General features: G+C 64.5%; 11 protein-coding genes and 2 pseudogenes. 11 read left to right on the top strand and 2 right to left on the bottom strand.

The window, feature by feature from the left end; translation table 11 throughout:
• The first annotated feature begins 144 nt into the window (after positions 1–144).
• Positions 145–894: an SDR family NAD(P)-dependent oxidoreductase gene (locus tag OSH05_RS24730; protein WP_165801656.1), complete on the top strand. Its 750-nt coding sequence runs from the start codon at positions 145–147 to the stop codon at positions 892–894.
• Positions 895–981: 87 nt separating this feature from the next.
• Here the strand turns inward: OSH05_RS24730 and OSH05_RS24725 are convergent, their stop codons facing one another.
• Positions 982–2,715, bottom strand: a complete 1,734-nt coding sequence (locus tag OSH05_RS24725; protein WP_104220262.1) for an IlvD/Edd family dehydratase — start codon at positions 2,713–2,715, stop codon at positions 982–984.
• Positions 2,716–2,894: 179 nt separating this feature from the next.
• On the opposite strand from OSH05_RS24725, the gene OSH05_RS24720 reads away from it, so the two are divergent.
• The 7 genes and pseudogenes from OSH05_RS24720 to OSH05_RS24690 form a co-directional block, all read left to right on the top strand.
• Entirely contained in the window at positions 2,895–3,653 is a 759-nt protein-coding gene (locus tag OSH05_RS24720) for a FadR/GntR family transcriptional regulator (RefSeq protein WP_165801655.1), read from the top strand.
• A 13-nt stretch (positions 3,654–3,666) separates the two neighbouring features.
• Positions 3,667–4,857 (top strand): alpha-hydroxy acid oxidase, encoded by a 1,191-nt coding sequence (locus OSH05_RS24715; protein ID WP_104220260.1) that lies wholly within the window; start codon positions 3,667–3,669, stop codon positions 4,855–4,857.
• 109 nt (positions 4,858–4,966) lie between these two features.
• Positions 4,967–5,866 (top strand): carbohydrate ABC transporter permease, encoded by a 900-nt coding sequence (locus OSH05_RS24710; RefSeq protein WP_165801654.1) that lies wholly within the window; start codon positions 4,967–4,969, stop codon positions 5,864–5,866.
• A 2-nt stretch (positions 5,867–5,868) separates the two neighbouring features.
• Positions 5,869–6,693: a carbohydrate ABC transporter permease gene (locus OSH05_RS24705; protein ID WP_104220258.1), complete on the top strand. Its 825-nt coding sequence runs from the start codon at positions 5,869–5,871 to the stop codon at positions 6,691–6,693.
• A gap of 7 nt (positions 6,694–6,700) precedes the next feature.
• Positions 6,701–7,864: an ABC transporter ATP-binding protein gene (locus tag OSH05_RS24700; protein WP_104220257.1), complete on the top strand. Its 1,164-nt coding sequence runs from the start codon at positions 6,701–6,703 to the stop codon at positions 7,862–7,864.
• A gap of 1 nt (position 7,865) precedes the next feature.
• Complete coding sequence (locus OSH05_RS24695; RefSeq protein WP_104220256.1) at positions 7,866–8,789, top strand: dihydrodipicolinate synthase family protein; 924 nt, start codon at positions 7,866–7,868, stop codon at positions 8,787–8,789.
• 9 nt (positions 8,790–8,798) lie between these two features.
• A pseudogene (locus OSH05_RS24690) lies at positions 8,799–9,071 on the top strand (peptidase M14); the annotation flags it as partial.
• A gap of 1,402 nt (positions 9,072–10,473) precedes the next feature.
• Here OSH05_RS24690 and OSH05_RS24685 read toward each other — a convergent pair.
• A pseudogene (locus OSH05_RS24685) lies at positions 10,474–11,578 on the bottom strand (IS3 family transposase).
• A 242-nt stretch (positions 11,579–11,820) separates the two neighbouring features.
• Here OSH05_RS24685 and OSH05_RS24680 point away from each other — a divergent pair.
• The 3 genes from OSH05_RS24680 to OSH05_RS24670 all read left to right on the top strand — a co-directional run bounded on the left by OSH05_RS24680 (position 11,821) and on the right by OSH05_RS24670 (position 18,583).
• Positions 11,821–13,359: a M15 family metallopeptidase gene (locus OSH05_RS24680; protein WP_104220254.1), complete on the top strand. Its 1,539-nt coding sequence runs from the start codon at positions 11,821–11,823 to the stop codon at positions 13,357–13,359.
• Positions 13,360–13,437: 78 nt separating this feature from the next.
• Complete coding sequence (locus tag OSH05_RS24675) at positions 13,438–17,061, top strand: S8 family serine peptidase (protein WP_104220253.1); 3,624 nt, start codon at positions 13,438–13,440, stop codon at positions 17,059–17,061.
• Positions 17,054–18,583: an MBL fold metallo-hydrolase gene (locus OSH05_RS24670; RefSeq protein WP_104220252.1), complete on the top strand. Its 1,530-nt coding sequence runs from the start codon at positions 17,054–17,056 to the stop codon at positions 18,581–18,583. The genes OSH05_RS24675 and OSH05_RS24670 overlap by 8 nt, the downstream gene beginning before the upstream one ends.
• The last annotated feature ends 12 nt before the right edge of the window (positions 18,584–18,595 follow it).

The following is an 18,595-nucleotide window of genomic DNA, read 5'->3' as shown; positions in this document are numbered from 1 at the left end:
CCCGTCCAAGGGACGCTGGCCCCGTGCCGCTGCCCGGCAAATCCTCCCGTCGATCGCCCCCGCTATCACCCGTGGACAATTGACCCTCTTATTACTCTGAGGATAATAGAATATTACAAAAGATCAACGGGGAAGGAGACGAAAGTGGCTCAGTTGCAAGGCGTGGTGATCGTGACCGGCGCGGCCTCTGGAATCGGACGGGCGACGGCGCAGCATCTGGTGAAATGCGGTGCGACGGTCGTCGCGGCCGATATCGATGCAGCGGGTCTCGCGACGCTCGAAGGCCGGGGAATCCATGTGATTTCCGCCGATCTCACGCGGAACGCCGAATGTCTTGCCGTCGCTTCGTTCGCGGCCGGCCTCGGTCCCGTTCGCGGGCTGTTCAATTGCGCCGGGCTGGAACTGCACGGCACCGTGGTAGAGATGCCGGAGAGCGACTGGGACCGGGTGATGGGCATCAATTTGAAGGCCATCTTCCTCCTGTCGAAGCACGTCATCCCGCATCTGGTCGCCAATGGTGGGGGTGCGGTGGTGAACATGTCGTCGATCCACGCCCATGCGACGTCGCAGCAGGTCGCCGCCTATGCCGCAACCAAGGGAGCGGTCCTCTCGATGACCCGCGCGATGGCGCTCGACCACGGCAAGGACAAGGTCCGCGTCGTCGCGATCTGCCCCGGCGCCATCGAGACGCCCTTGCTTCGCGCCAATGCCGCATCGTTCAACCCGGAAAACCCGGAAGCCAAGATCGCCGAATGGGCGGCCGAACATGCCCTCGACCGGCTGGGTCAACCGATCGAGATCGCCAAGGCCGTCGCCTTCCTGCTGTCGGACGATGCGTCCTTCATCACCGGCTCCAATCATCTGGTCGACGGGGGAATGCTGGCTTCGTTCTAGCGCCGGTTCGAAACGGGTCGCGGCATCGGCACGGAGCGCCCTGGCGGGCAACTCCGTGTCGATGGCGGCCGCGAATTTCACCGGGCGCTAGTGCGATTCGCGCGGCACGGCGGAGCCGCGCGACCCGACGAGAATGTCGAAATCCGCGCCGGTATCGGCCTGCATGACGTGGTCGGTGTAGAGGCGCGTATAGCCGCTCTTCGAATGCGGCGGCGGGGGCTGCCACGCCTTCATTCGGCGGGCCAGTTCCTCATCGGAAATGTCGAGATGGACGCGCCGGGCCGCAACATCGACCTCGATGAAATCGCCATTTTGAACCGCGGCGAGGGGGCCGCCCTTAGCGGCCTCGGGCGCGGTATGCAGGATCACCGTGCCGTAAGCCGTTCCGCTCATGCGCCCGTCGGAAATGCGGACCATGTCGCGCACGCCCTTCCGCAAAACTTTGGGCGGAAGTCCCATGTTTCCAACCTCGGCGAACCCCGGATATCCGAGGGGGCCGCAGTTCTTCAGGACCATGATGCAGGTCTCGTCGATGTCGAGCGCCTCGTCATTGATCCGGTCGTGATAGTCCTCGATGTTCTCGAACACCACGGCCCGCCCGCGATGGGTCATCAGTTCCGCGGAGGCGGCCGACGGCTTGATGATGGCGCCGTCGGGAGCGAGGTTGCCGCGCAGGACCGCTATGCCGCCGCTGGCGGTCAGCGGATCGTCGAGGGAGTGGATGACCTCGGCGTTCCAGTTGGGCGCCTTCTCGATGCCCTCCCATACCGACTTGCCGGTGACGGTCGTGATCTCCCGGTGCAGGTGCCCGGCTTCCGCCAGCTGGCGCATGACGGCGGGCAGGCCGCCGGCATAGTAGAAATCCTCCATCAGATATTTGCCGGATGGCTGCAGGTTGAGAATGGTCGGAATGTCTTGGCCGAGCCGGTCCCAGTCGGCCAGCGTGAGATCGACGCCGACCCGACCCGCGATGGCCAGGAGATGCACCACCGCGTTGGTGGAGCCGCCGATCGCGCCATTGACCCGGATGGCATTTTCGAAGGCCGCCTTGGTCAGGATCTTCGACAGCTTGAGGTCCTCGCGGACCATGTCGACGATGCGAAGCCCGGCGGTGTTGGCGAGCACGTTGCGCCGGGAATCGACGGCCGGAATGGCGGCGTTCTGGGGCAGGGCGATGCCGAGCGCCTCGACCATCGACGCCATCGTCGACGCGGTGCCCATCGTCATGCAATGGCCGGGCGACCGCGACATGGCGGCTTCGGCGTCCATGAAGTCCTCGACGCTGATCTTGCCGCTCTTGACCTCTTCGCTGAGCTGCCAGACGGCCGTGCCCGAGCCGATTTCCTTGCCGCGATATTTGCCGTTGAGCATCGGTCCGCCGGAGACCACGATGGTCGGCAGGTCGACGCTGGCGGCGCCCATCACCAGGGCCGGCGTGGTCTTGTCGCAGCCGCACAGCAGCACGATGCCGTCGAGCGGATTGCCGCGAATCGATTCCTCGACATCCATGGATACGAGGTTGCGCAAGAACATGGCGGTGGGGCGCAGGTTGGATTCGCCGGTCGAGGTGACGGGGAATTCGAGGGGAAAACCGCCGGCCTCGATGACGCCGCGCTTCACATGTTCAGCAATGGTCCGAAAATGAGCATTGCAGGGGGTGAGTTCCGACCAGGTGTTGCAAATGCCGATCACGGGTCGGCCATCGAACATGCGCGATGGTATTCCCTGATTGCGCATCCAGCTCCGGTGGATGAACGAATCTTTGTCGTTCTTGCCGAACCATTCTGACGACCGGAAACGGGTCTTTGACTTGTCGCTCATCTGTTCCACCCGACTATGCTTTTTCATCTGGACGCAGCGCACAACGCAGCGTACCGCGTGAGTCATGGCGTGGCGAAGCGGACCCGCGTCCAGAGCGTATCCAATGATACATCTATTATTGTATGAGTAAATAGAAGCGACTACACTGCATGGGTCATCCGGTGCTGGGAGATGTGGAGATGGGCTTCCTTGACGATGTCGGCCGGTTCAGCAAGCCGACCGGCATCAACCGCCGTCGCCTTCATGGTTCCGTCGCCCACGAACTGGCCGTGCGGATCATCAGCGGACAGTTGAAGCCCGGCGAAGTGCTGCCCAATGAGGATGATCTGAGCGCCGCGATGGAGGTCTCCCGCACGGCATATCGGGAGAGCATGCGCACGCTGGTGGCCAAGGGGTTCGTCAGCGCCAAGCCCAAGGTGGGCACGACCGTCAATCCCAGAAGCTCCTGGAACATTCTCGATTCGGACGTGCTGTCCTGGTATTTCGAGGTCAAGCCTGACGCCGAGTTCATCCGTTCGCTTTTCGAACTGAGGCGTATCGTCGAGCCCGCGGGTGCGGCCTTGGCCGCCACGCGGCACGAGGATGAGGACGCCGTGATCCTCCGGCAGACGATGGCAGCCATGCGGCCGACCAAGGAATCCTCGGCCGAGGGTCTGGAAGCCGACGTCGCCTTTCACCACGCCATTCTCGTCGCGGCCCGCAACGAGCCCTTGCTCGCCCTGTCCAGCGTCATCGAATCGACGCTGCGGTGGTCGGCCAGACTGAAGATGACGGCCCATCCGCGCATCTATGAGGAAACCCTCCCCGACCATGTCGTCGTCCTAGAAGCCATTCTGCGGCGCGACAGCGCCGGGGCTTCGGCATCGATGGCCTCGCTGGTCGACAAGGCGCTGGAGGAGACTCTCCAGACCATGCAGCATCAGCGGGCCGTGGCATGATCGACCCGTCCCGATGATGGCAGCCAGCAACGACGACATGCGTCGCGCGGCCAAGCGACGCCTGCCCAGGATGTTCTTCGACTATCTCGACGGCGGCTCGTTCAGCGAGGTTACGCTTCGGCGCAATCGGAGCGATTTCGACGCGCTGGTTCTCGAGCAGCGGATCCTCCGCGACGTGCGGTCCAGAAGCATGGCGGCCCATTTCCTCGGCGGCACCTGGGCGGCGCCCATGATGCTGGGTCCGGTCGGCTTCTCCGGCATGATGCGGGGCAATGGCGAATTGCAGGCGTCGCGCGCGGCGGAAAAGGCTGGCATCCCCTATTGCCTGTCGACCTTCTCCGTGAACTCCCTGGCCCAGATCGCCGCCGCGGGCGCCGCGAAGCCCTGTTTCCAGCTCTACGTCTTCAAGGACAGGGCGCTGACGGAATCGATGCTGGCCATGGCGCAGTCCTGCGGCGTCGAGACCCTGTTCCTGACCGTGGACGCCAATGTGTCGGGCATTCGCGAGCGCGATACGCGCAACGGCTTCCGCACCGCCACCCGCCTGCCTCTGCGTGCCTTGGTCGACATGGCGATGCACCCGGCCTGGTGCCTGGATATCTGGCGTGCGGGAAGCCCAAGGCTTGGCAATATTGCCGGGCGAAGCGAGTTCGGCCGCGGAATTATGGCGCAGGCCAGCCGCCTGTCGGAGCAGATCGATCCCGGCCTCTCCTGGGAAGATCTTGCCTGGCTGCGCCGGCAATGGCCGGGCCGCCTGGTCATCAAGGGCATTCTGTCCGTTGCGGATGCACGCCGGGCGGTGGAGATCGGCGTCGAAGGCATCGCCATCAGCAATCATGGCGGGCGGCAGCTGGATGCGGCCCGCTCCAGCATCAGCGTCCTGCCGGCGATCGCCCAGACCGTGGGCCGCCAGACCGAGATCCTTCTCGACAGCGGTATCCGCCGCGGGACCGATGTCTACAAGGCGCTGGCGCTCGGCGCCGATGCCGTCCTGCTGGGGCGGGCTTTCGCCTATGGCCTGGCGGCGGCCGGCGAGGCCGGTGTCGCCGCCGTCATTTCTCACATAAAGGCCGAACTCGATGTCGCCATGGCGCTCACCGGCGTTCGAGATCTCGCCGAACTGAAGGCGGACGGGCCGGAGATCGTCAGGGAACGGGAACTCCGGACAACCGCGGCTCCGTCCGATGGGATGCCGACGCTCTGAAACATCAATCGATACATTTTATTCTCATACAATATTAGATATAAAGAACGGGATCACCGTCGGCGGCTTGGGAAAACGCTCGGCCTTGATCCTTGAGGAGGAGGAGACGATGACGGTGCCAACCCGGCCGCGGGCGCGTGCGATGACGCTTGACCGCGCCGCCCCGGTCTTGATGCTGCTGCCAATCCTGCTGGTGCTGGCGGCGCTAACGCTCTACCCGTTCCTCGCCAATGTCTGGTACGCGGTGCATGCCAAGGACCTGACGCAGCCGCTCAACACCGGCTTCACGGGCGCCCGCAACATCACCGCAGTCGTCACCAAGGCGGCCTTTCTGCACTCGCTTACCGTCACCGGGATCTTCGTGGTCGTCTCGCTGGCCATCGAGCTCGTCGTCGGCTTTCTGGTCGCGCTCGCTCTTTGGAAGCCAATCGGCGGCTCGCGCCTTTACACGACGATCCTGATCCTGCCCTTCGGCCTGACGCCGGTGGCGCTGGCGCTGGCCTGGCGGCTGATCTTCAATCCGGCGGGCGGGCCGCTCAACCTGCTGCTCGGCTATTTCGGCCTGCCGCCGCTGGACTGGACCGCCTCGCCGCAACTGGCCCTGCCTTCGCTGATCATCGTCGATATCTGGCAGTGGACGCCCTTCGTCACCCTGATCCTGCTGGCCGGACTGGTAGCCCTTCCCAAGGAGCCGTTCGAGGCCGCTTCCATGGAAGGCGCCGGCTACTGGTCGAGCGTCTGGCATGTGGCGCTGCCCATGCTGCGGCCGCTGCTGCTGGTGGTCGTGCTCTTCCGCGGGATCGATCTGTTTCGAACCTTCGACACGTTCTGGGTGATTACCGGCGGCGGGCCCGGCAATGCCACCGAGACGCTGAACATGCTGCTCTATCGCCTCGCCTTCCAGAATCTCAATTTCGGACAGGCCTCGGCGCTGGCCCTCACCATGCTGGTGCTGATTATCGTGCTCACGCAGCCCTTCATGAAGCACCTTGTCGGCAGGAGGAGCTGACGATGCGCCCCAACCGAAAGACCGAACTCGCCCGCACTCTGGTGCTCATCGCCTTCTGCTGCGTCTGGGCGGCGCCGCTGGTCTATATCCTGCGCGTGGCGCTGACGTCGCCGCTGGAGGGTCAGGCCGGCACGCCGCCGCTCTTCGCGGCCATCGACTTCCAGAACATGCAGGCCGTATTCGCGAACGGCGAATTCATCCGGGCCCTGCTGAACTCGCTCGTTATCGGAACCGTCTCGACGGCGCTCATCATCGTAATCTCCGTGCCCGCGGCGTTCATCTGCGCGACGCGCGAATTTAAGGGCCGCGAGAGCATCGAAGCCTGGATCCTCAGCACCCGCATGATGCCGGCCTTCGTGGTGGTGCTGCCCTATTTCATCCTATTCCGCAGCGTCGGCCTGCTCGATACGGTGACCGGCCTCGTCATCATGCATGTCATCGTCAGCCTCGCTCTAGCGTTCTTCATGCTGCGGAGCTTCTTCGGCGAATTGCCCCGCGACATTCTTGAGGCGGCTTACATGGAGGGGGCCGGCGCCTACCGGACCCTGTTCAGCGTTGCCCTGCCACAGGTTCGCGCCGGGCTGACCGCCACCGCGATCCTCGTCTTCGTCTTTTCATGGAACGAGCTGGCATTCGCCTTCACGCTCGCCGGCGGCGCGGTCAAGACCGGACCCGTCGCGATCCTTGCGTTCATGGGCTTTCAGAATGTGCAGATCGGGCCGCTGATGGCCGCAGCCACCGTGCTGGTGCTGCCGATCGCCATCCTCCTCATCGCCGCGCAGAAGAGCCTCGTTCGCGGGCTGAGCTTCGGCGCCATCAAGGGATAAATCGGCCATGGCCAATATTTCGATCCAGGGCGTCACGAAGCGGTTCCCCAACGGCGCCGACGCGGTCAGCAATGTCTCGCTGGAGATCGCCGATGGCGAGTTCGTCGTCCTCGTCGGGCCGTCGGGATGCGGCAAGTCCACCTTGCTGCGCATGGTCGCAGGACTGGAGGATATTTCGTCCGGCGAGATCACGGTCGGCGGCAAGCGCATCAACGACCTGCCGCCGAAGGACCGCGACATCGCGATGATCTTCCAGACCTACGCTCTGTTTCCGCACATGACGGTCGAGCAGAATCTGAGCTTTGGCCTGAAGATCCGGGGAACGGCTCGCCCCGAGGCGGAGCGGCGGATCAAGGCGGCGGCGGAAACGCTCGGCCTGATGCCGCTGATGGCGCGGCGGCCGACGCAATTGTCCGGCGGCCAGCGCCAGCGCGTCGCCATCGGGCGTGCCCTGGTGCGCGACCCATCCGTCTTCCTGATGGACGAGCCGCTCTCCAATCTCGACACCAAACTGCGCGTCCATATGCGCACCGAGTTTGCCCGTCTGCGCGAACAATTGAAGACGACCACCATCTATGTGACGCACGACCAGATCGAGGCGATGACGCTCGGCCACCGGGTCTGCGTCATGCGCAACGGCCGCGTGCAGCAGATCGACACGCCGGAGCGGCTGTTCGCCCGTCCGACCAACATCTTCGTCGCCGGGTTCATCGGTTCGCCGGAGATGAACTTCGCCAGGGCGAAGGTCGGCGAGGGGGAACTGCATATCGGCACCGTGACGCTTCCAATCGCCGCCGACGCCAATTTGAGCGATCGGCGTGGCGAGGACATCATCGTCGGGATGAGGCCGACGGATTTCCGCGAATTCGACGGCGCGGCCGGCTGGAGCCCGATCACCGCCCAGGTCGAACTGGTCGAGAGGCTGGGCAGCGAGGTCATGCTGGTGTTCCCGATGGAGACGCCGACCATCCGGGCCGATCAGTTCGACGGCACCAGCGCCGACCCCGAAACCGATTTTACCGCGACCGCGGCAAACCAGAGCCTGTTCAAGGCGCGTCTGGACGGCACCTCCCGCATTGCGCCGCGCGAGACCGCCCGATTGGCGGTCCGGCCGGAAGCCCTGCATTATTTCGACGCCAAGACCGGCGTTTCGATCGGCCGGAGCGACTAGCATGGCGCAAGGCGCTGGCACGGCCACCTTCGGCGGCATTCACGCGATCCTCTATGCGTTCTTCGATGCGGAGGAGACGCTCGACCGGGCGGCCATGCGGCGGCAGGTCGAACTGTGCATCGGCTCCGGCGTCGCCGGTATCGTCGCGCTCGGCCTGGCGACGGAAGTCGCCAAGCTCACATTGGCCGAACGGCTGCAGACCATGCGGTGGGTCGCCGAAGATGTCGCCGGCCGGGTGCCCGTCGGCTTCACGATCTTCGGCACGTCGGTGCGCGAGCAACTCGAGCAGGTGAAATTCGCCGAGGCCCAGGGCGCGGACTGGGTCATCCTGCAGCCGCCCGTCGTCGGCAATTTCGCGGCCTCGGAATATATCGACTTCTTCTCGCGGGTGGCGAAGGAGACGTCGCTTCCGGTCGCGATCCAGAACGCGCCCGCCTATCTCGGCCGCGGCCTCAGCGGCGATGATCTCAGGCAATTGACGCAGGCCAGCCCCAACATCCGCGTGGTGAAGGGCGAGAGCTCGGCCGTCGATATTGCGGGCCTCATTGCGACGACCCGCAACGAGCTGCCGATATTGAACGGGCGCGGCGGCCTGGAACTGCTCGACAATCTGCGCGCCGGTTGCGCCGGGTTCATCCTGGCCCCGGACGTGATCGACTATGCCGTGCGCGCCTATTCGGCCTTTCGCGCCGGCGACGAGGCGGAAGCCGCCGCCGCTTACGGCCAGATGCTGCCCGCCGTCGTCTTCGTCATGCAATCCATCGAGACGCTGATCAGCCACGGCAAGCGCCTGTTCGCCGAGCGCGCAGGCCTTGTCGTCCACGACCGGGCACCGGCGCTTCGCCCGACGGAATTTTCCCGACAATTGATCCGGCAATACGCCACGGCGTTGCAGCCATTTGGCAGTTCGGCGACCAACACCTGACTCTGCTTCTTGCTGCGGCCGAACGCCGATGCCGTGATCGACTTCCATACCGGTACAACCGGGTTCGACGTCGCGGCCTTCAATATCGGTGGCATGGATGTGCCGGAGGTTCGGGCAAAGGTCGAGCTTTATCCCGTCGACCAGATCTTCGACAATCATGTGTATCCGGGTGTCGTGCACAACGCCTTAATGGACATGGGAATCCCAGCCTCTACGCCCGAGATTGGTGCCGCGCGCGTGCTCGATCCCGACATGATCACCCTGTTCGTCGAGGGGATGATGACGCGCTCGGCGCGTCGGCGTGACCACCTGGCGTGCCTTGGTGGATGCTGGCCGGCTGAAAACCGAGCTGTCCGTCTTCATCAATGTGGCTGCCGGCTCCGTCGGGCAATCCGCGGTCGCGATTGACCAGAGTCTTGGGGCCGTGATCACCGTTCGGACGGGTCCGACCTCGCTCGCTGATCTGTCGCGTTCGGAGGCGGTCATCGGGATGGAGCAGACTTTGGCCTGATCCTTCGCTTCGGTTCTGCCAACGTGCGACAGGCGGGCTTGCTACACGGCAAGCATCGACGTTTTGCTTGACGAAATACAGATACACTGCAGGCGTCCAATTGAATTTCTAATTTCTTCAAAGTTGTTCCCCGGAGCACGGATCGATGAACACGAGCAGCCAATCGAAACGGCAGACGCGATGCTTCTGCTGGGTACCACGGAGTATAAGCACCGCGTTGATGCTCTTGAGTTGAGAACAGGAGTCGCAAGAGAGTTCCAGGCCTACCTCAGACGGAAAGATACATATGCATCATCCCCGACAGTTCCCCCTCTGGTATTAATCCCTGTCATCTGGCGGGGTACGTTCCCCACCGCCATTCCCTCCGCTTTGGAAAATAGGGAGGTTGCGATTGATCTGTCGCGCTTCCTTACATACTCCGTTCCAGGAGGCGGCCGTAGGCTTTCAACCGACTCCAGGGGGCATGTTGCGGAAGGGCTGAAGAAGATCGGCACAAGGCTTCAAGCTCTCATCGACTCCAAGATGCCTATGCGGATTTGGACATCGCATATTTTAAGGAACAGAAGCGAGAACTAGAGCATTAGACAGTGCGGTAATAGATCCGTTTTTCCTTGGAATGTTTGTAGGTCTAGCGTTTTATGCAATCCTGGCGTTTGTTATTATGATATTTATGAGAAATGGATCTATCTTACCCGTTCGGAATAAGAACGGAGGATTGTCGCCGTGGCTGCTGGAGCACTAATCGCAGCAAATTTGAGAACGATCACTTTCGTGTTTGCCGCAGCTGCTGGTGGTCTCCTATCCGTGGTGTGGCCATGGAAGGCGCCTCCCTCGTGTACTGACAGTAGCGGTCATGGGAACGATCTTACTGAAACTAGCTAAAATCATGGTTTATTCGAAAATTTTGGTAAAACGCTCCTGTGGCTATTCGCGTTGGGCAGCAGGGGATACTATAAAGGCCAATGGCGACTTGGTGCGGGATCGAAATTCGAGAATACCGGATCGACCGTCAGATGGCTGGTTCGCGAAGGAAACGGCGATTGTGTGGGTGTCTATCACGCCCATCTGTCGGAGACCTTCTCAGTGTCTTAGCAACGAGACCCCTAAGAATTAGCTAGATTGCGATCCGGTCCCCTTTGTTGGACCGCCGGAGGCTAGAGTTTCCGGCCTCTTTCACGGCAGTGGGCTGGCGGCACCGCCGGGGTTCTGCAGCGAGATCGGGGGCTTGTGGCCGATGGCGCCGTGCAGCCGATCGCAGTTGTAGTATCTGAGCCAATCCTCCGTCTTTTCCCGCGCGTCGGCAAGGGTCAGGAACCAGTGTGTGTTCGGGCACTCGCTCCGGAAGCGTCCATTGAAAGCATCGATGAAGGCATTGTCGGTGGGCTTGCCGGGCCGGGAGAAGTCGAACGTGACGCCCTTCGCATAGGCCCACAGGTCCAGGTCACGCGACACGAACTCGCTGCCCTGGTCGACCCGGATGGTCTTCGGATAGCCCGTCCGGGCGCAGACCCGCTCGAGCGTCGCGACCACGTCTTCCGCCCGATAGCTGAATCGCGGGTCGATCACCGGGGAGAACCGGGAGAAGGTATCGACCACGGTCAGGACCCGGATCTTCTTGCCCGCGGCGAGCTGGTCATGGACAAAATCGATCGCCCAGACATCGTTCGGTCGCGTCGCCGGCGCACGATCCTCGCGCAGCTTCGCCTTGACCCGGCGCTTGGGGGGGGTGTTGCGGAATTGCAGACCTAACTCATTGTAGATCCTGTGCGTTCGCTTGATGTTGATCTCCCAGCCCTCGCGCTGGAGCACGACGTGGACGCGGCGGTAGCCATACCGCACACGGGTCTCGCAGATGGCCTTGATCCTTGCCTCAATCCCGGCCTGATCGCGCTTGCGTGACCGGTAGTGGAAGGTCGAGCGATCGAACTCGAGGGCCCCACAGGCCCGTCGGATCGACACCTTCCACTCCGGACAGATCACGCTCACCAGCTTGCGCTTAAGACCAGGCCCGACATTTTTCGCCGGATGACGTCCTGCATCATCTCCTTGTCGAGAGACAGATCCGCCACGATCCGTTTCAGCTTGGCGTTCTCGTCCTCAAGCTGCTTCAACCGTCGCATCTCCGGCGGCGTCATGCCGTCGTAGTGCTTCTTCCAGTTGAAGTAGGTCGCCTGGCTGATCCCGGCCTTGCGACAGATCTCGGCCACCGGCACGCCGTCGGCGCCCTGTTTGAGAACGAACGCTCATCTCGCGGTTCCGAAAACTTGCTCGCTTTCATCGTCTTCCGCTCCTCCCAGCCAAGGGATCAGGGCACGGAAAACTCTAACTCAAAGCGGTCCAGCTTCCTGGGATCAGATCAGGTACCAAACGAGGCCCCAACCGCAGCCGGAATATAAAGCCGTGGCGGGTCACTGTCGCAGTCTCAAGAGTGCCCCATGTATTCCTTTACTATTATGACGAGTTACGATCTAATGCTAACAACTAAAAACTATTCGGAGTGAATGTTCAGAGGGGGACTGAATGGCGACGTCAGAACAGCGCCACCGCATGGCGGCGACGATACTTGATTTCGAAGCTAGGCGTGACCGCGACGGAAATCTCAAGGTCTATAAGCTCCCCGCCGGCGATGGCGGCGGCGCCTATGAGGTCGGCGGCATCAACGAGCGCTATAACAAGCCCGTCGCCGACGCGCTGGTTGCGCTGCTCGCGCAGAAGAAATTCGCCGAGGCCGAAGCGCTCGCGACCGATTTTATCGCCGAGGACACGGATCGTGCCGCCGCCTGGACCCGGATACCGGCGATCGAATCCTACCTGCGCGACTGCGTCTTCAACCGCGGCGCCGGCGGTGGTGCCCGCATCCTGCAGCGTGCGCTCGGCGTTGCCGATGATGGCGCCGTCGGCAAGACGACCCGCGATGCCGAGACGGCCGCGGAGAGCGATGCCCCGGCTCTTCTGAAGAAGCTGCGCGCAGCACGCGAAGCTTATGAACGCGACGTCGTCCATCGCGATGAGAAGAGCAAGTTCTGGAAGGGGCTGGTCAATCGCTGGAACAAGGCGCTCGACATTGCCAAGACCTTTCCGATGACGGCAGAGGCGGCTCTGGCTCCGTCCGCCGCCCCGGCGGCAGTTGCTGCCCCGGCGCTTGCTGCGGCCCCCGCGCCCTTGGCGATGGCGGGCGCGCCCGGCGTGACGGGCGGCATCATGGCCGCGAATTCCCTTCATCTCGCAGGGATTGCCGCCTTGCCGGCCGCCGACGCGCCGCAGCCGGCGACGCTTTCGGCACTGCGGATCGGCATGTCGGGACCGAGGATCCTCGCCTGGCAGACCTTCCTGCGAGGGCAGGGGTTCGATCCGGGCGCCCTTGATGGCGGGTTCGGCGAGCATACGCGCGATGCGACCCGGGCGTTTCAGAAGCGGGCGAAACTGACGGCCGACGGTGTAGCGGGCCGCGAGACGCTGCTGGCGGCAGCCTCGATGGGCCTCGAACTGATCGAGGAACCGGCGAACGACGATACGAGCTCGAATTTCCCGCCGCGCCCGAGCTTCCCGCCGCTCGTCACCAACGCGCAGCGCGAGGCGGTGTTCGGCCACTATGACTTCGTGTCGGCGCCGCAGCCCGGCAATCCCGAGGCGATCCGCATCCTGGGCAGTTGGGAAAAGGACAACATCGTCGCCGTGCCGATCCCGCAGCTCCGCAAGGCGCTGGGTTCCAAGGCGCCGCAGACGATGCAGTTCCACCGCCTCGCGGCCGCGCAGCTGCAGGGCATGTGGGCGGCCTGGGAAAAGGCGAAGCTGCTCGACCGGGTGCTGATCTATGACGGCTCCTTCGTGCCCCGCTTCGTGCGCGGCAGCCGCACCAATCTCAGCAATCACGCCTTCGGCAGCGCCTTCGACATCAATGAGAAGTTCAACAAGCTCGGCCATCGGCCGGCCCTTGTCGGCGAGAAGGGCTCCGTGCGCGAACTCGTGCCGATCGCCAATGACTGGGGCTTCTGGTGGGGCGGACACTACGAGAACCGCAAGGACGGCATGCATTTCGAGGTGGCATTCCTGAAGTGAGGGGTTTGCGGCGCGCCGGTGGCGGCGCTCGCGGCGGCAGGATCTGAAGTCGAGCGAAATCGTCCGGGAGGCACGGCGATGGCGAATACACGGCTGTTGGTGAAGGTGCGCGGCGACGGGAAGAACTTCCTCGCGGCGACCGGTAAGGCATTCGGCGCGGCCGGCGTCGACGTCCGGACGATCCTGACTATGCCGCCATCGGCGAAGGGCAAAGGTCTCGCGCCTTCGGCCGGTTCAGCCTGGCTTCAGCTTTTGGCGCCGGGGGCGGGCGGCGGCAATCCCTGGGACGACGCCCACCAGCTACTCTTGCCAGGCCAGGGCTTTGCCGCGGCGGCCGCGGCGGACGTGCAGTTCGTCGAGCCCGATATCCAGCAGCAGTGGCTTCCCCTTCCCCGGGAAGTGAGCGGAGCCGCCGCGGCGGCTACGGCGGACCGCTGCGCCTTCGACGACCAGGACCCCTCCGGCGGCAAGGCCGTCGGTCCCGGCATCGCCTGGAACTTCGGCGATGGCTATTCCGAGCTCGCCAAGGCGCGCGCCGCCCTCGGCCCCGCCTTCGAGCAGAAGCTGTCCCAGATCGTCATCGCCCATCTCGACACGGGCTACGACCCGCAGCATGTGACTCGGCCGCTGAACCTCGATACGGCCCATCAGCACAGCTTCGTCGATGGCGATCCCGATCCGGGCGATGCCTCCGACCACACGCCGACCGGCATGAGTTCGATCCGCAATCGCGGCCATGGCACGGCGACGCTGGCGCTGCTCGCCGGCAAAAAGCTCGACGGCACCTCGCCGAACTGGCCGGGCTTCAACGATTTCATCGGCGGGGCGCCCTATGCCCGCGTGATCCCGATCCGCATCGCCGACTGGGTCGTCCGCTTCTCTACCGGTACGATGGTGCAGGGCATCGATTATGCGATCCGGCAGGGCGCCCATGTGCTCTCCATGAGCATGGGCGGCTTGACCTCGGCCGCGCTCGTCGATGCGATCAACCTCGCCTATGATTCCGGAATGGTCATGGTGACCGCGGCGGGCAACAACTATGCCGGGTCGCCCATGCCGCGCTCGATCGTCTATCCGGCGCGTTACCGGCGCGTCCTCGCCGCCTGCGGCGTGATGGCCGACGGAAGGGCCTATGCCGAGCTTGCTGCCGGCACGATGCAGGGCAGCTACGGGCCGGACAGCAAGATGCAGACGGCGCTCGGCGCCTTTACGCCGAACGTGCCCTGGGCGATGATCGATTGCGGCAAGGCCGTCGACATGGACGGCGCCGGAACGTCCTCAGCGACGCCGCAGATTGCCGCGGCCATGGCGCTGTGGCTGGCCGAGCACCGGCAAGCGCTGGCGCAATATCCCGAGGCCTGGATGCGCGTCGAGGCGGCGCGCCGGGCGCTCTTCACATCGGCGGCCAAGAGCACGGCCGCGATGAACGCCGCCGAGACGCTGCAGAAGATCGGCCAGGGCGTGATGAAGGCCGCCGCGGCGCTGCAGCAGCAGCCGGTCGCGGTCGCCAAGCTCGTCAAGCTTCCGCCGGCCAAGGCGAGCCTCGGCTGGCTCGACATCCTGCTCGGCACGGATCCGAGCTTTGCCGCTGCGTCGGGCGATGGAAGGGGCCAGATGCTGGCGCTCGAGCTGACGCAGATGGCGCAGCGCGTCGCCGCCGTCGATGCTGCGATCGGCGATCCGGACCTGCCGGAAGACCAGATTCCGGAGGCCGAGCGTCGCCGCTATCTCGAGGCGGCGCTCGATGCCGGCAATCCTTCGAGGCCGCTGAGGGCGGCCCTGGAGACGAAGCTCGGCCGTCTGCAGGTTCCGGTCGTGCCGATCAAGCGCAAGCAGAAGGCGCTGCCGCCGCCGAAGCGGCGCCTTCGCGTCTATGCGCTCGATCCGAGCGTCGCCAAGTCGCTCGATTCCGTCGCGGTCAACGAGACGACGCTGACGGTACGCTGGGAAGAGAAGCTGAAGCCCGGACCCGTCGGCGAATATCTGGAGGTGGTCGACATCGACCCGGCGTCGAACCGGCTCTACGATCCCGTCGATCTCGACGAGCCGAAGCTGCTCGCGCAGGACGGCTGGCCGCCTTCGGAGGGCAATCCCGGCTTTCACCAGCAGATGGTCTATGCGGTCGCCATGACTACGATCGACCATTTCGAGGAGGCGCTCGGCCGCAAGGCACTCTGGGCGCCGCGCCTCGTCGTGAAGAAGGACAATAGCGGCCAGGAGCACTATGAGAGCCTCGAGGTCGGGCGCCTGCGGCTCTACCCGCACGCGCTCCGCACCGAGAATGCCTATTACAGCCCCGAGAAGGTCGCGCTGCTGTTCGGCTATTTTCCCGCCCAGCCGAAGGAGGACGACGCGACGGCGCCGGGGACGATGGTCTTCGCCTGCCTCTCCAGCGACATCGTCGCCCACGAAATGTCGCATGCCCTGCTCGACGGCCTGCATCGCCGCTTCCAAGAGGCGTCGAACCCCGACGTCCCGGCCTTCCATGAAGCCTTCGCCGACATCGTGGCGCTGTTCCAGCATTTCACGATCCCCGAACTGGTGCGTTTCCAGATCGCGCAGGCGCATGGGAAGCTCAGCGCGGCGGAACTTCTCGGCGGTCTCGCCAAGCAGTTCGGCGAGGGCACGCAGCGCGGCGGGCCGCTGCGCGACTATCTCGCCGCCGAGGTGCATGCGCTCGACTACGCGACGACCACGGAGGTGCATGCGCGCGGATCCATCCTCGTTTCCGCGGTCTATGACGCCTTCCTGCGCATCGTCGAACGGCGGACGGCGCTTTTGATCCGCCTCGCCACCAATGGCACCGGCATCCTGCCCGAGGGCGCGCTGCACCCCGACCTCGTCGATGCCCTGACGGACGAAAGCTGCAAGGCGGCCCGCCATGTCCTGCGCATGTGCATTCGCGCGCTCGACTATTGCCCGGCGGTCGACATTACCTTCGGCGAATATCTGCGCGCCCTGATCACGGCGGACATCGATCTCGTCCCCGACGACCGCTTCTATTACCGCGTCGCCTTCATGGAGTCGTTCCGCCGGCGCGGCCTGCTGCCGCGCGATGTGCGCACTGTCTCGGAGGAGACGCTCGCCTGGGGGACGCTGGACGACCCCAAGCCGAAATGGCTCCCCAGCGTGCTGGCCGAGCTCGATCTCAGCTGGGATCGTGAGCTCGATCGTTCGCAGGTCTTCGAACTCAACAAGAAGAACTGCCGAAATATGTGGCGCGCGCTGAAGGCCGAGTTCGACAAGGACCCGAAGCTCCTCACCCAGTTCGGCCTCATTCCCGACGTGCCGCACTACGATCAGGAAGGCAATATCGTCAAACTCGCGAAGCCCGGCGAAACCAATTTCGAGGTCTTCAGCGTTCGCCCGGCCCGCCGCGTCGCGCCGGATGGCTCCTTCCGCGTCGAGGTCGTCGCCACGATCCAGCAGCGGCGCCGCCTCCCGCTCGATCCCGACAATGAGGGCGGGCCCTGGTTCTGGTTCCGCGGCGGCACGACGCTGATCCTCGATACACGCAAGGGCAGCGGCGAGGTCCGCTACAGCATCGTCAAGAACAGCGCGAGCCCCAGCCGTATGGAGCGGCAGCGCCAGACGGCATCGGGCAACGCGCTTTCGCCGCTTCGCCAGCTCTATTTCGGCGAGACGCCCGGCGAGCCGTTCGCGCTGCTGCACACCCATGATGGAGGGCCGGAGGATGGCTAAAAAGGCGACGTCGGCCAAGGCCGGCAAGGCACCTTCCGCCGGCGCGTCGGTGACCGTACGCCATTACTGCCAGGGCATCGGCGACAGCCATCTGCTGCGATTCCCGAAGGCCGGCGGCGGCGATTTCTGGATGCTGATCGATTGCGGCGTTCATTCCTCCGTCGCCGGCGGCTCTGCGAAGATGGACAAGGTCGTCGCCGACATCGCGGCGGTGACCAAGAACCACCTCGACGTCATCGTCGTCACGCACGAGCATACGGACCATGTCTCGGCCTTCCTGACCGCGGCGAACGCCTTCAAGGGCTTCTCGGTCGGCGAGGTCTGGATGGCCTGGACCGAGGATCCGTCGGACGTACAGGCACGGGAACTCGACAAGTTCAAGCAGCAGGCCCTCGCGGCGCTGCAATCGTCCAGCCAGCGTCTTGGCGCCGCCGGGCCGCTCGATCCGCATCTGGCGGGTCTGCACCAGGGGCTGGACGCGCTGCTCGGCTTCAATTTCGGCGTCAAGGGCGAGCGCGTCCGCGCCTCTCGCGACGCGGCGGCCGCGCTCGCCAAGGGGCATGTGCGCTATTTCGAACCGGGCGATCCGCCGATCGACGTTCAGGGCGTCCCCGGCCTGCGCATCTATGTCCTCGGCCCGCCGCGCGATCCGGCGCTGCTCGGGCTGACCGAGCGGGCGAGCGAGATGTACGCCATGGGCGCCAGTCCGGGTTGGGCGCTCGAGCGGGCCCTGTCGTCCGCGTTCGCGGCGACCGATCCGGCCGGCAGTATGGCCTTCGATTATGCCGCGCCGTTCGACCCCAATGTCGGCACCGATCTCGCCCGTCTCGCCGCCTCGCCCGCCTCGGCGCCGGACGATATCGAGCCGAATATCGCCACCTTCGCCCGCGAACGCTATTTCGGTTCGATGGCCGGCGGAGCCAAGCCGTCGCGCGGCCGCCGGACGGCGAAGGCGCCCAATCCCGATGCCAGCGACCAGTCCTGGCGGAGGATCGACATGGACTGGCTCGGCGTCTCCGCCGATCTCGCCATGCAGCTCGACGACAAGACCAACAATGCGAGCCTCGTGCTCGCCTTCGAGTTCACTGACACGAACCGCGTCCTGCTCTTCGCCGCCGATGCGCAGATCGGCAACTGGCTGTCGTGGCAGGATACGAAATGGCAGGTCGACGGCGCCGTCGTCACCGGGCCCGATCTGCTCGGCCGAACCGTCTATTACAAGGTCGGCCATCACGGCAGCCAGAACGCCACGGCCCGCGTCAAGGGCCTCGAATTGATGACGAGCCCCGATCTCTCGGCCTTCATCCCGACCAACCAGAAAGACGCGGCCAACGTTCATTGGGGTGCCATGCCCTACGACAAGATCCTCGCGGCGCTGAACCAGCGCTGTGCCGGCCGTGTCGTGCGCGCGGATGATCCGTGGGTCGCCGATCCTGCCGGCCAGCCGAACTTCACGCCGTCGGGGTCGATCCGGGCGATCCGGCACGGCGCGGGCCTGTGGGTCGAGTTCGATCTTGGCTGACGACGTCCAGAA

The organism is Kaistia algarum, assembly GCF_026343945.1.
Classification (GTDB): Bacteria; Pseudomonadota; Alphaproteobacteria; order Rhizobiales; family Kaistiaceae; genus Kaistia; species Kaistia algarum.
The sequence above is the reverse complement of the archived record's forward strand: the minus strand, read 5'-3'. Positions and strand labels throughout refer to the sequence as shown.

Bases quoted from the DNA above. Each gene is read 5' to 3' on its own strand.
- OSH05_RS24725 (WP_104220262.1), bottom strand. From the start codon at position 2,715: ATGAGCGACAAGTCAAAGACCCGTTTCCGGTCGTCAGAATGGTTCGGC.
- OSH05_RS24720 (WP_165801655.1), top strand. From the start codon at position 2,895: ATGGGCTTCCTTGACGATGTCGGCCGGTTCAGCAAGCCGACCGGCATC.
- OSH05_RS24715 (WP_104220260.1), top strand. From the start codon at position 3,667: ATGATGGCAGCCAGCAACGACGACATGCGTCGCGCGGCCAAGCGACGC.
- OSH05_RS24710 (WP_165801654.1), top strand. From the start codon at position 4,967: ATGACGGTGCCAACCCGGCCGCGGGCGCGTGCGATGACGCTTGACCGC.
- OSH05_RS24705 (WP_104220258.1), top strand. From the start codon at position 5,869: ATGCGCCCCAACCGAAAGACCGAACTCGCCCGCACTCTGGTGCTCATC.
- OSH05_RS24700 (WP_104220257.1), top strand. From the start codon at position 6,701: ATGGCCAATATTTCGATCCAGGGCGTCACGAAGCGGTTCCCCAACGGC.
- OSH05_RS24695 (WP_104220256.1), top strand. From the start codon at position 7,866: ATGGCGCAAGGCGCTGGCACGGCCACCTTCGGCGGCATTCACGCGATC.
- OSH05_RS24680 (WP_104220254.1), top strand. From the start codon at position 11,821: ATGGCGACGTCAGAACAGCGCCACCGCATGGCGGCGACGATACTTGAT.
- OSH05_RS24675 (WP_104220253.1), top strand. From the start codon at position 13,438: ATGGCGAATACACGGCTGTTGGTGAAGGTGCGCGGCGACGGGAAGAAC.
- OSH05_RS24670 (WP_104220252.1), top strand. From the start codon at position 17,054: ATGGCTAAAAAGGCGACGTCGGCCAAGGCCGGCAAGGCACCTTCCGCC.